At 72.9% G+C, this 12,077-nt stretch carries 12 protein-coding genes; 6 read left to right on the forward strand and 6 right to left on the reverse strand.

What is annotated here, in order from left to right; genetic code table 11:
- Positions 1 to 84 precede the first annotated feature (84 nt).
- On the reverse strand, positions 85 to 1,251 hold the full coding sequence (gene xylA / locus AB0F77_RS24610; protein WP_361952532.1) for a xylose isomerase: 1,167 nt from the start codon (positions 1,249 to 1,251) through the stop codon (positions 85 to 87).
- Positions 1,252 to 1,429: 178 nt separating this feature from the next.
- Between xylA and xylB the strand changes: the two genes are divergently transcribed.
- Both xylB and AB0F77_RS24620 read left to right on the forward strand, forming a co-directional pair.
- Complete coding sequence (xylB, locus tag AB0F77_RS24615) at positions 1,430 to 2,875, forward strand: xylulokinase (protein ID WP_361952534.1); 1,446 nt, start codon at positions 1,430 to 1,432, stop codon at positions 2,873 to 2,875.
- A gap of 52 nt (positions 2,876 to 2,927) precedes the next feature.
- Positions 2,928 to 4,133, forward strand: a complete 1,206-nt coding sequence (locus tag AB0F77_RS24620) for an ROK family transcriptional regulator (RefSeq protein ID WP_361952535.1) — start codon at positions 2,928 to 2,930, stop codon at positions 4,131 to 4,133.
- Positions 4,134 to 4,219: 86 nt separating this feature from the next.
- Here the strand turns inward: AB0F77_RS24620 and AB0F77_RS24625 are convergent, their stop codons facing one another.
- Both AB0F77_RS24625 and AB0F77_RS24630 read right to left on the reverse strand, forming a co-directional pair.
- The gene (locus AB0F77_RS24625; protein WP_361952538.1) at positions 4,220 to 5,059 is read right to left on the reverse strand and encodes an alpha/beta hydrolase; all 840 of its coding nucleotides are present in this window, start codon (positions 5,057 to 5,059) and stop codon (positions 4,220 to 4,222) included.
- 212 nt (positions 5,060 to 5,271) lie between these two features.
- Positions 5,272 to 6,159 carry a DUF4232 domain-containing protein gene (locus AB0F77_RS24630; RefSeq protein ID WP_361952541.1) on the reverse strand — a complete coding sequence of 296 codons (888 nt, stop codon included), beginning with the start codon at positions 6,157 to 6,159 and terminating at the stop codon, positions 5,272 to 5,274.
- Between the two features lie 287 nt (positions 6,160 to 6,446).
- Here AB0F77_RS24630 and AB0F77_RS24635 point away from each other — a divergent pair, with 287 nt between their 5' ends.
- The 4 genes from AB0F77_RS24635 to AB0F77_RS24650 all read left to right on the forward strand — a co-directional run bounded on the left by AB0F77_RS24635 (position 6,447) and on the right by AB0F77_RS24650 (position 10,675).
- Positions 6,447 to 7,931 (forward strand): APC family permease, encoded by a 1,485-nt coding sequence (locus tag AB0F77_RS24635; protein ID WP_361952544.1) that lies wholly within the window; start codon positions 6,447 to 6,449, stop codon positions 7,929 to 7,931.
- Positions 7,928 to 8,941 carry an acetamidase/formamidase family protein gene (locus tag AB0F77_RS24640; RefSeq protein ID WP_361952546.1) on the forward strand — a complete coding sequence of 338 codons (1,014 nt, stop codon included), beginning with the start codon at positions 7,928 to 7,930 and terminating at the stop codon, positions 8,939 to 8,941. The genes AB0F77_RS24635 and AB0F77_RS24640 overlap by 4 nt, the downstream gene beginning before the upstream one ends.
- 43 nt (positions 8,942 to 8,984) lie before the next feature.
- Positions 8,985 to 9,584: an N-acetylmuramoyl-L-alanine amidase gene (locus tag AB0F77_RS24645; RefSeq protein WP_361952548.1), complete on the forward strand. Its 600-nt coding sequence runs from the start codon at positions 8,985 to 8,987 to the stop codon at positions 9,582 to 9,584.
- A gap of 134 nt (positions 9,585 to 9,718) precedes the next feature.
- On the forward strand, positions 9,719 to 10,675 hold the full coding sequence (locus AB0F77_RS24650; RefSeq protein WP_361952551.1) for a helix-turn-helix transcriptional regulator: 957 nt from the start codon (positions 9,719 to 9,721) through the stop codon (positions 10,673 to 10,675).
- 5 nt (positions 10,676 to 10,680) lie between these two features.
- Here the strand turns inward: AB0F77_RS24650 and AB0F77_RS24655 are convergent, their stop codons facing one another.
- From AB0F77_RS24655 to AB0F77_RS24665, 3 genes are all read right to left on the reverse strand, one after another.
- Positions 10,681 to 11,013, reverse strand: a complete 333-nt coding sequence (locus tag AB0F77_RS24655) for an ANTAR domain-containing protein (RefSeq protein ID WP_361952554.1) — start codon at positions 11,011 to 11,013, stop codon at positions 10,681 to 10,683.
- A 232-nt stretch (positions 11,014 to 11,245) separates the two neighbouring features.
- On the reverse strand, positions 11,246 to 11,479 hold the full coding sequence (locus AB0F77_RS24660) for a DUF5133 domain-containing protein (protein ID WP_361952557.1): 234 nt from the start codon (positions 11,477 to 11,479) through the stop codon (positions 11,246 to 11,248).
- A 123-nt stretch (positions 11,480 to 11,602) separates the two neighbouring features.
- On the reverse strand, positions 11,603 to 12,031 hold the full coding sequence (locus tag AB0F77_RS24665; protein WP_361952560.1) for a hypothetical protein: 429 nt from the start codon (positions 12,029 to 12,031) through the stop codon (positions 11,603 to 11,605).
- Positions 12,032 to 12,077: the final 46 nt, after the last annotated feature.

Below are 12,077 nucleotides of genomic sequence, written 5' to 3' on the forward strand. Positions count from 1 at the left end.
CATTCCGCGCGGGGTTCGGCGACGGCCGGCGCATGTGGAGTCCTGAGGGAATCAGGGAATCTTCGCTCCACGCGCGCGTGGGTCTCAGCCGCGGGCGCCCAGCAGGTGGTCCATGGCGAGCTGGTCGAGGCGCTCGAAGGCCATGCCGCGCGCGGCGGCACCCTCGACGTCGAACTCCTCGAACGCCGTGCGGTCGGCGAGCAGCGCCTCCAGGCCGTCGCCCGCGGTGGGCTGCGCCAGCTGGTCCAGACGCGAGGCGCGCAGCGCCTCCTGGACCTCCGGGTCGGCGCGGAAGGCGGCCGCGCGCTCCTTCAGGATGAGGTAGTTGCGCATGCAGCCGGCCGCCGAGGCCCAGACGCCGTCGATGTCCTCGGTCCGCGGCGGCTTGAAGTCGAAGTGCCGCGGGCCCTCGTAACCGGCGCTCTCCAGGAGGTCGACCAGCCAGAAGGCGGAACGCAGGTCTCCGGCGCCGAAGCGGAGGTCCTGGTCGTACTTGATGCCGGACTGGCCGTTGAGGTCGATGTGGAAGAGCTTGCCCGCCCACAGGGCCTGCGCGATGCCGTGGGGGAAGTTCAGCCCGGCCATCTGCTCGTGGCCGACCTCGGGGTTGACGCCGTAGAGCTCCGGGCGCTCCAGGCGCTCGATGAACGCCAGCGCGTGGCCGACGGTGGGCAGCAGGATGTCGCCACGCGGCTCGTTCGGCTTGGGCTCGATGGCGAAGCGCAGGTCGTAGCCCTGCGAGGTGACGTACTCGCCGAGGAGGTCGAACGCCTCCTTCATGCGGTCCAGGGCGACGCGGACGTCCTTGGCGGCGCCGGACTCGGCACCCTCGCGGCCGCCCCAGGCGACGTAGGTCTTCGCGCCCAGCTCGACCGCCAGGTCGACGTTGCGGATCGTCTTGCGCAGCGCGTAACGGCGTACGTCGCGGTCGTTGGCGGTGAACGCGCCGTCCTTGAAGACGGGGTGGGTGAAGAGGTTGGTGGTGGCCATCGGCACGGTCATGCCGGTTGCGTCGAGGGCCTGGCGGAAGCGCTTGACGTGCGATTCGCGCTCGGTGTCCGAGGACCCGAAGGGGATCAGGTCGTCGTCGTGGAAGGTCACGCCGTAGGCACCCAGCTCGGCCAGGCGCTGCACCGACTCGACGGGGTCGAGGGCGCGCCGCGTGGCGTCGCCGAACGGGTCCCTCCCCTGCCAGCCGACGGTCCACAGACCGAAGGTGAACCTGTCCTCGGGGGTGGGCTGGTAGCTCATGCCGCGGCTCCTTGCTTGCTCCGACTATTTCGTCATGGCCGTTTACAAATTAGTATGCACTCTCGTCCCTGGGAAGAGACAAGATGTCCTCGAAGAGGTGACAGCCCGGTCGCCGCCGCGTGGACACGCCGGAGAACACCAGGCCAGATCCCGCGAGCCGCGGAAGAGGGAGAGCACGATGTCAGCAGCCGAGGGTCCGCTCGTCGTCGGCGTGGACACGTCCACCCAGTCCACCAAGGCGCTGGTCGTCGACGCGACGACCGGTCAGGTCGTGGCGAGCGGCCAGGCGCCGCACACGGTCACCACCGGCGCCGGCCGGGAGAGCGACCCGCGCCAGTGGTGGGACGCCCTGAACGAGGCGCTGCGCCAGTGCGGCGACGCGGCCCGTGAGGCGGCCGCCGTGTCGATCGGCGGCCAGCAGCACGGCCTGGTCACGCTGGACGCCGACGGCGAGCCGGTGCGTCCCGCGCTGCTGTGGAACGACGTGCGTTCCGCGCCGCAGGCCCGTCGGCTGGTCGAGGAGCTGGGCGGCCCGAAGGGGTGGGCGGAGCGCACGGGCAGTGTGCCGGGCGCCTCGTTCACCGTGACGAAGTGGGCGTGGCTTGCCGAGCACGAGCCGGAGGCGGTGCGCGCCACCCGCGCGGTGCGCCTCCCCCACGACTACCTCACCGAACGCCTGACGGGTCAGGGCACGACGGACCGCGGCGACGCCTCCGGCACCGGCTGGTGGGCGTCCGGCACGGAGGCGTACGACGAGGAGACCCTGGCGCACATCGGGCTCGACCCGGCGTTCCTCCCGCGCGTGGTACGGCCCGGCGAGGTCGCGGGCACCGTGCGCGACGGCCACGGTCTGCCGTTCTCCAAGGGCACGCTGGTCGCGGCGGGCACCGGTGACAACGCGGCGGCCGCGATGGGCCTGGGGCTGCGGCCGGGCACCCCGGTGCTGAGCCTGGGCACGTCGGGCACGGTGTACGCCGTGTCGCGGCACCGTCCGGCCGATCCGACGGGCACGGTCGCGGGCTTCGCCGACGCCCACGGCGACTGGCTGCCGCTGGCCTGCACGCTGAACTGCACCCTGGCCGTCGACCGGGTCGCCACCCTGCTGGGACGGGACCGCGAGGCGGTCGAGCCGGGCGGCACGGTGACGTTCCTGCCGTACCTGGACGGGGAGCGCACCCCGAACCTGCCGAACGCCTCCGGGGTGCTGCACGGGCTGCGTCACGACACGACCCCCGGGCAGCTCCTCCAGGCCGCGTACGACGGCGCCGTGCACGCGCTGCTGGGCGCCCTGGACCTGGTCCTCGACGCCGACGCGGACCGCACCACGCCGCTGCTGCTGATCGGCGGCGGCGCGCGCGGCACGGCCTGGCAGGAGACCGTGCGGCGGCTGTCGGGGCGTCCGGTCCAGGTGCCGCAGGCCAAGGAACTGGTGGCGCTGGGCGCGGCGGCGCAGGCGGCGGGACTGCTGACCGGTGAGGACCCGGCCGCGGTGGCGCGCCGCTGGAACACGGCCTCGGGTCCGGTGCTGGAGGCCGTGGAGCGGGACGAGGCGGCGTTCGCCAGGATCTCCGGGGTACTCTCCGACGCGGCCCCGCTGCTGGAGCGCGGGACGGACGCCGGCTGACCCCACCCGCGAGTGACGCCCGCGAGGGCACGGACCGAGGATTGACGGAGGCATGACCGCACCGCTGCACGAGGGCCCACCCGTTCCCGGCCGCGCCCTGCCCGACACCCAGCAGGGCATGCGCCGGCGCAACCTCGCGCGCGTGATGCACGCCGTCAGCGGTGACGGTCCGCTGTCGCGGGCCGCGGTCGCCTCCCGCATCGGGCTGACGCGGGCGGCGGTGTCGACGCTCGTGGACGAGCTGATCCGCTGGGGGCTGCTGGAGGAACTGGGCCCCGAGCGGCCCGGCCGCGTGGGCCGGCCCGGCTCGGCGCTCGCGGTCAGCGGGCGCGGGCCCGCCGGGATCGGCGCCGAGGTCGGCGTCGACCACCTGGCGGTGTGCGCGGTCGATCTGCGGGGCGAGGTACGCGCGCGGGCGGTGCGGCACGCCCCCAACCGGGGCCGGGCGTCCGGTCCGGTGCTGGCCGAACTCACCGCGCTCGTCCGCGGTGTCGTGGGCGAGGCGGAGCGCGCGGGGCTGTGGCCGGCCGGGCTCGCGGTGGCCGTTCCGGGTCTGGTCTCGCGCGACGGGCACACCGTCGTCCGCGCGCCGAACCTCGACTGGCACGACACGGACCTCGGGGCGCTGCTGCCCGCGGGTCTGCCGCTGAGCGTGGACAACGAGGCCAACTTCGGCGCCCTGGCGGAGCTGTGGCTCGGCGAGGGCACTCCGCGCGACTTCCTGCACGTGTCCGCGGAGATCGGTATCGGTGCCGCGGTCGTGGTGGACGGGCAACTGCTGCGCGGTACGCGCGGGTTCGCCGGTGAGCTGGGCCATGTGCCCGTTCATCCGGAGGGGCCGCCCTGCGCCTGCGGCGGGCGCGGCTGTCTGGAGCAGTACGCCGGTGAGGAGGCGGTCCTGCGCGCCGCCGGTCTCGAACCGGGCGAGGATCAGGTGGGGTTGCTGGCCCGGCGCGCGGGCGAGGGCGACGCGGAGGTGCGGCGGGCCCTGGACGACGCGGGTGCGGCGCTCGGGATCGCCCTGACCGGGGCGGTCAATCTGCTGGACCCCGAGTCCGTGGTGCTCGGCGGTGCGCTGGCCGGGCTCTCGCCGTGGCTGCTGCCCTCGCTGTCGGGCGAGTTGGCGGACCGGACGGCCGGACCGCCGTGCCCGGTGACGGTGTCCCGGCTCGGCTCTCAGGGGCCGCTGCTGGGCGCCGCGCACTCCGTGGTGCGGGCCGTGCTGGACGACCCGGCGGCGGTGGCCGAGCACGGTTGACCCGCGCGGGTCGCACCGCTTCCCCACACGCGGGTGCTCGTACGGCTGCTCCCGCGCGTGGGGTCTCGGCCGCCCCCGCGTGGGCCTCAGTCCAGGAAGGCGGCGACGGTCTTCACGAAGCGCTCGGGGTCGTCGAGCCAGGGGAAGTGGCCGCTCCCCGGCTGGACCTCGAACCGCGCGTCGGGGAAGAGTCCGGCGAATTCGGCCACCATGCGCGTGGGCGAGTTCAGGTCGTACGCACCCGCGAGCAGCAGCACGGGGTTCCGGAACGCCGCGAGTGCCCGGCGGGTGGCGTCCGGGTCGTAGGCGCCCTCGGCACCATGAATGGCCGCCGCCTCGTTGTTGCGCTGGGTGTCCTCCAGGGCACGGTGTTCGCGCGCGGCCTCGTCCCAGCGGCCGTAGGCGAACGGGGCGAGGGCCTGCCAGGTGTCGGCCGTGGCGCGGTCGGCGACGGCCGCTTCGAGCGCCTCGTGGGCAGCAGGGAACCAGGGTTCGCCGCGCCGCAGCAGTGCCGTCTCGAGCCGATCGTCCGCCGTGACGGTGAGGCCGACGGCCATGGGGCTCGGAGTGATCAGCACGAGCCGTCCGACGCGCTCCGGGTGACGCTCCGCGTAACGCACCGTCAGGTTGGTACCGGCGGAGTGCCCCAGGAGGTCCATCCGGTCGAGGTCCAGGTGCCGGCGCAGCGCCTCCACGTCGGCCACGAGCCGGTCGCAACGGTACGTTCCCGGGTCGTCCGGCACCGCCGAGTCACCGGTCCCCCGCGGGTCCGGCATGATCAGCCGCCGGTGCCGGGCGAGTCCCCCGAGGTCTCCGAGGTAGGCGGACGCCTGCATGGGACCGCCGGGCAGACAGACGAGCGGGTCGCCTTCTCCGGTGACCCGGTAGGCGAGCCGGGTGCCGTCGTGCGCGCTGAAGGTGGGCATGCCGAGGACGGTCGCACCCCGGCCGCGACACGGCAACCGGATTCCCACGCGCGGGACGTGGGGGAACTCGGCGGGGTGCGGTCGACGGCCCCGCACGGCACGCTCACCGCGTTGTGCGGGGCCGCCCGGTCCGGGACCGTCGTGTATCTGAGGGAGGGGAAACCGGCGTGACCGCGGATGTCCGAGTGAAGGAGCGCCGGTGTGACCGCGGGTCAGGTGTCCTTCTTCCAGGGGCCGACGGCGAGTCTGCCCGTGGTTCCCAGGTCCAGTTCCGGTGTCACCGTCACGGGCGCCGCGCCCGGCTTCGGCCACACCCTGACGTAGGGGGCGTTCACCGGGGTGCCGTCGAGGACGGTGTTGCGCCACACCAGGCCGGCGACCGCGCCCTCACCGGGCGCCAGGTCCAGTGGCCGGGGCGGGCCGTCGGCCCCGGTGCTCATGGCGACCGAGGAGCCGTCGTGCAGGACACGCACGTCCCGCACCGGCTCGTGCGACTCGTCCAGGACGCCCAGCCGGGGGTAGCCCGCGAGCCGGTAGGTGTCCTTTCCGCAGTTCCGCAGATGGATCCCGACCATGCGAAGTCCCATGGCCGCGTCGCCCTCGTCGATGTACACATGCACCCCGGAGGGCGGGCAGGTGCCCGACTGCGAAGGTGCCTCGGCGACGGGAACGCTCCGCACCTCGACCAGCTTCACCAGTGCCGGGGCCGGCGCGGTGGGCGGCTGGTCGCCCACCGGCTCGATCACCCCCGGCACCGTCTTCCCCGGCGCGACGTCCGGCACGACGCGGTCCGCGTGCCACAGCGCCTCCCCCGACGCGGAGTGGAAAGCGAAGGTGACGGTGTAGGTGTAGGGCTCCGTGTGGTGGTTCGTGACCCGGTACTCGGCGCAGCCGTTCGCCCCGCCCGTGACGGTGACTCCGTCCGTCTCCCCGCCGGACGGCTCGGCGGGGACGGCCGGAACCGGCGAACCCGCCTCGCCGCAGGCGGGATTGTCGGCGACCCGGTCGGGCCGGACGGTCCCGGGGCCGGTCTCCCAGCCGCAGGCGGTGAGGAGCAGAAGGCCGGCGGCGACGGCCGGGCCGAGGGTGAGGGGGCGCATCGGGCGAGTCGATCAGAACCTCTTCGGCGCGAGCAGTGGCGGAAGCCACTCCTCCGGTCACAGGCCCGTCACAAGTGCGTCGCCCCCGAATCGTGGCTCATCTCCCTTGATTCCTGGGGCACTTCACCCGAACGGGTGGCCGAGTTGTCCACAGATCCCGCGTCGTCCACGGAACCACGTGGTGCCCTTCTGCCCAACCGGTGGGCGCCGTACCGTGATTCACGCGAGGCGCCGCCGGACCGTCCGGGCGACGGGTGCTTCGTGGTGAGCGAGGGGGAGGTGCACGCATGTCGGAGGAGACGGTCGGCGGACTGCGACGCGACGCCGTCGGGCTGCGCGAGGTCCTGTTCCAGAGCATCACCGCGATGGCGCCCGCCGCGGCCGTCGCCGCGTCCATTCCGTCGGGCGCCGCCTTCGCCGGTGGCAGCCTGCCGCTGTCCGTGCTGATCGCGCTGGTCGCGTGTCTGTTCACCGCGTCCTGCGTGGCCGAACTGGCACGGGAGCTGCCCGCCGCGGGCTCGGTCGCCACCTATGCCGCGCAGGGACTGCACCCGACCGTGGGCTTCCTCGTCGGCTGGGGCTATGTGTTCGTGGAGGCCCTGGTCCCGCCGCTGCTGCTCCTGCAACTGGGCTTCACCACCGCGGGCACCCTGCACCAGGAGTGGTCGTCCTATCCGGCGGACCTGTGGTGGCCGTGGTCGCTCGCGGGAGCGGCGGTCATCGCCGTGGCCGGGTTCCTGGGGGTCCGCGCCTCGGCCCGGTTCGGCACGGTCCTCGGGGTCTTCGAGGTCCTCGTCTTCCTGGTGTTCGCCGTCTGGCTCATCGGCAGGGCGGGCGGGGACAACACCCTGTCGGTGTTCGGCACCTCGCACACCGCCGACGGGTACGAGGGCATCGGCGGCGTCTTCGCCGGGTCCGTCTACACGGTGCTGGCGTTCGCCGGGTTCGAGGCGGCGGCGCCGCTGGCCGAGGAGACACGCGATCCCCGCCGGACGATGCACCGCGCGGTCCTCGGCGCGGCCCTCGGCATCGGGCTGGTCTACGTGGTGACGACGTACGCGATGACGGTCTACTTCGGCCCGGACCGCTTCGGGACGTTCGGGGCGTCGGGCGCCGCGTCCTGGGAGGGCGTCGCGCGGGCGTCGTTCGGACTGTTCTGGGTGCTGGTGTTCCTGGCGGTGGTGAACTCGACGATCGCCAACGCCAACGCGTCCGCCAACGTCTCGACGCGGACGGCCTTCGCACTGGCCCGCATCCGCGTCCTCCCCCGCTTCCTGGCCGTGCTCCATCCCCGCCACCGCTCCCCCGTCGCGGGCATCGCGGCGCAGACGGTGATCGCGGTCGCCGCCGTGCTGGGGCTGGGTTTCGGCTACGACCCGGTGACCGCGTTCCTGCTGCTGGCCACGGTGATCGTCACGGTTGTCATCGGGGTCTACATCGTCGTCAACCTCGCCTGCGCGGGCTACTTCCTGCGCCGCGGACGCCCGGCCCTGAAGCCGGTGCGGCATCTGCTGCTGCCACTGCTGGGCATCGTGGCGTTCGTCCCGGCCCTGCTGACCGCGGCCGGACTGCCGGTGTTCGACTTCGTGACCGAGCTGAGCGCCCCGGTGTCGTACGCGGGTCCCGTCGTGGGCGTCTGGATGGCGGCCGGAGTCGTCGTGCTCCTGGTGCTGCTGCGGCGCCACCCCGGCCGAATAGCCGACACCGCCCGTGTCCACCTCGACGAACCCGCCCCCGCCGGCCTGCGGCAGAACGGAGCACAACAGCGATGACCGACCCCCGGATCCTGACGGTACGCCCCGAACCGGGCGAGTACGCCTGGACGTTCGGCGGTGCCCCGCCGGTGGCGCGGATCGCCCCCGGTACGGTCCTGGACCTCTACACGGAGGACTGCTTCGCCGGACGGGTGCGGTCCGAGAAGGACCTGGTGTCCGAGGTCTGCGAGTTCCCCTTCCTGAACCCTCAGACGGGCCCCTTCCACATCGAGGGCGCGGAGCCGGGCGACACGGTCGCCGTGCACTTCGTGTCGGTCGAACCGGCCCGCGACTGGGCCGCGTCGACCACTGTCCCCCTCTTCGGGGCGCTCACCTCGACGCACACCACGGCCACGCTCCAGCCGCCGCTGCCGGAGACGGTGTGGATCTGGCAGTTGGACCGGGAGCGGCGCACCGCGCTGTTCCGGGCCCGCGAGGGCGACTTCGAGGCCGAGCTGCCGCTCGACCCGATGCACGGGACGGTGGGGGTGGCGCCCGCCAACCTGGAGGTCCGCTCGGCGCTGGTGCCGGACGCGCACGGCGGGAACATGGACACCCCCGAGATGCGGGCCGGCGTCACCTGCTACCTCGGGGTGAACGTCGAGGGGGCGCTGCTCAGCCTCGGCGACGGGCACGCCAGACAGGGAGAGGGCGAGACGTGCGGGGTGGCCGTCGAGTGCGCGATGAACACCGTGGTGATCGTCGAGCTCCTCAAGGGCATCGCCACTCCCTGGCCGCGGCTGGAGTCGGACACGCACATCATCTCCACCGGTTCGGCCAGGCCGTTGGAGGACGCGTTCCGGATCTCGCAGCTTGACCTGGTGCGGTGGCTGGTGCGCGACTACGGATTCACTGAGCTGGACGCGTATCAGTTCGCAACCCAGGCGGTCGAATCACCGTTGGCCAACGTGTGCGACACCAACTACACGTGCGTGGCCAAGCTGCGCAAGGACTGGCTGCCCGCGCGCGAGACGCACCGCGGACTGCACGCCCGGTTGCGCGAGACCGCGGCGGCGCTGCGCACGTGACGTCGGTGCCCGCTTCCTCCCCCATTCCCGAAAGGCATCCAGCATGGACCGGGCAAGGCCGTTTCCGAGCAGGCGTCGGATCCTGAAGGGCGCGGCGCTCGCCGCCGTTCCGTACGCGCTGCTTCCCGACGCGCGGGCCGGTGCGCAGTCGCAGGCCGTCGACTATCCGACGGCCGAGTGGCAGGCGGCGGACTCCGCCAACTACACGGCGTCCGACCGTCCCGTCGCCTACGCCGTGGACCGCGTGATCATCCATGTGACGCAGGAGTCGTACGGCACCACGCTGTCCATCTTCCAGAACCCGGCCAAGAGGGTGTCGGCGCACTATCTGGTGCGGTCCGCCGACGGGCACGTGGCGCAGTGCGTGCGGGAGGCCGACGTCGCCTGGCACGCGGGGAACTGGGACTACAACACGCGCAGCGTCGGCATCGAGCACGAGGGCTGGGTGGACAAGCCGTCGTACTTCACCGACGCGCTCTACGAGAGGTCGGCGAGGCTGACGGCGGCGATCTGCGACAGATACGGCATCCCGAAGGACCGGGCGCACATCCTGGGGCACTATCAGGTGCCGGGGACGGATCACACGGATCCGGGTTCCCTCTGGGACTGGGTCCGCTACATCAGACTCGTCAATCTCGCCTGACGGCAGGCCGGCGGGGGCGGAGTCGGCGGGGGGAGTTCGCGGCGGTTTGGTTCTCGCGCTTGGGGAAACGGGAGGGAGCGGCGCCGCAGGGGCGCGATCGTCCGGGCGGGGCCGGGAAGGGCGGGGGTGTTGTGATGGAGTCGCTGGTGTTCGACAGTGACGACCTCGCGGTCACGGAGGACTTCCTGAGCCGGGCCTACGCGCGGATGCGGATCGGCAGCGGTACGGCCGAGGCCGGTCGGGCCCGTATCCGCCGGGACGCGACGGCGTCGATCAGTGTCGACGAACTCGACCTGGACTTCGACATGAGCTACGCGGTGACGCCGCTCGGGAGGATCTGTCTGTGCGTGGTCCACGAGGGGACGATCACGGACCACGTGTACCAGAACGTGCGGGACGACTTCGGTCCCGGTGACGTGGTGCTGTTCGCCCCGCCGGACCTGTCGTACGCGGGGCGCATCCGCTCCGCCCGCTACAACATCACCATGCTGGACCCCCGTCTGCTGGACCAGGTGGCCGCGTCCGGCGCGGGACCGCTGCGTGAGCCGGTGCGGCTGACCGGGCACCGGCCGCACTCCCCGGCCGCCGCCCGCCATCTCCGGGAGACCATCGTCTACCTGCGTGATCATGTGCTGGCCGATCCGGTGGTCGCCGGGCAGCCGTTGATAGCGGCGGCCGGTGATCAGTTGCTGGCCGCCAGTGTCCTCGCGGCGTTCCCGAACACGGCGCGTACCGATCCCACGGCTCAGGACCGCGACGACGCGCACCCGACGACGCTGCGCCGGGCCGTCGCCCACATCGACGACCACGCCGATCAGCCCCTCACCGTGGCCGAGATCGCGGCGGCCGCGCACGTGACCGTGCGTGCTCTCCAGTACGCCTTCCGGCGTCATCTCGACACCACACCCCTCGCGTATCTGCGCAGGGCCCGTCTCGCCCATGCCCATCGTGATCTCCAGGCCGCCGATCCGGCGGGGGGCACGACCGTCGGGGACGTCGCCGTGCGGTGGGGCTTCGCGCACGCCGGCCGTTTCGCCGCGCTGTACCGCGACGCCTACGGCACCAGCCCGTCGGCCACCCTGCGTGGCTGAGCCGTTCACCGGGCGGGTCCGAAGGGCTGCCGCTCGCGGCGCGTGGGAGGTCTGCGGCGTTCCAGCGCGGCGTCCAGGCTCCGGCGGACCTCGGGAGGCAGCCACTCGCAGTGGGGCCACTGCACCAGGTGCTCGGCCACCTCGCGCAGTTTGATGTTCGTGTGCTGAGAGACCTCCCTGAGGACGTCCCAGGCGACGCCGGGGCGTACGCCGCCGTAGGCGACGACGACGCCGATCGCCTGGTCCACGACCGCGTGCGAGACGAGCGCGCGTCTGAGCTGCGCGATCTCCTCCCTGAGGACGGCGACCTCGCCGATCCGGTTCTGCTGCTCTGGCATCGTGCGGTGACCTCCCCGGCCGGACGTCCTGTCCGGTCACCGTCACGCTGCCCCGGAACGCGGAATCGGTGGCGCGGAAAACGAAGACCTGCCGCCGGGGCTGTACGGAAAACGAAAGGGACCGGGGGTGCCGGCCGTCCTGTCGGGGCCCCCACAGGACGATGACGGCGAGCCCCGGGGCTGGGACTCGCCGTCATCGGTGGTCGGTGCGTCGATGTGTGGGGCGGGTGGGTCAGGCTCCTGCGGAGAGGATCGAGTCGTCTTCCGGGCGGGCGCCGGGGAGGTGGTAGCGGGCGGCGACGAGGGCCGCGTCGACGTCGCAGGTGCCGGTGGAGACGCACAGGGTGTAGGAGATGTCGTCCAGGCGTTGCCGGACCTCCGGGCTGCCGTCCTCGGCGTGGAGCACCTTCAGCGCCGTGTACTGGTCGACGAGTTTTCGCAGTACCGCCGGGTGAGCCATCAGCATGACAAGATCCTCTCCCTGGGATCACAGACTTTCCGCGCACCCGAGTACCCGGCCCCGGCGCCTCCACCCGCGCCCCGCCGTCTCCCTTCGTCCCGCCCTGCCGTGCGGCGCGCGGAGCGGGGGTCAGTGGATCTCGTCCGACGCCCGGAACGCCTCCCGGAGGCCGGCGGCGGTGAAGGAGTCCGCGCGGACGGTGGCGAGCAGTGCCCGTTCGCGCCGGGTGACGGTGTCGGCGGCCGCCAGGACCTGGTCGACCAGCGGCGCGGGTATCCGGACGGCGCCGTGCTGGTCGGCGTGGACGAGGTCGCCGTGGTGGACCTCCATGCCGTGCACGGTCACGGGCCGGCCGAAGCCGGTGATCCAGGTGTGGGCGCGGGAGGGGACGACACCGCCGGCGAGGATCTGGAAGCCGGGGGCGTTGTCGTCGACGTCCCGGACACTGCCGTTGGTGACGGTGCCGAGGCAGCCGAGGCGCTGGTGGATGGTGGTGTTGACCTCGCCCCACATGCAGCCGGTGCCGGCCCGGTCGCCGTCGAGGTCCTCCAAGGGCAACGTACTTGTAGTAGGAGGCCCGGAGTTCGGCCGCCTCCTCCCGGTC

It is taken from the genome of Streptomyces sp. NPDC026672 (assembly GCF_040638185.1).
Taxonomy (GTDB): Bacteria; Actinomycetota; Actinomycetes; order Streptomycetales; family Streptomycetaceae; genus Streptomyces.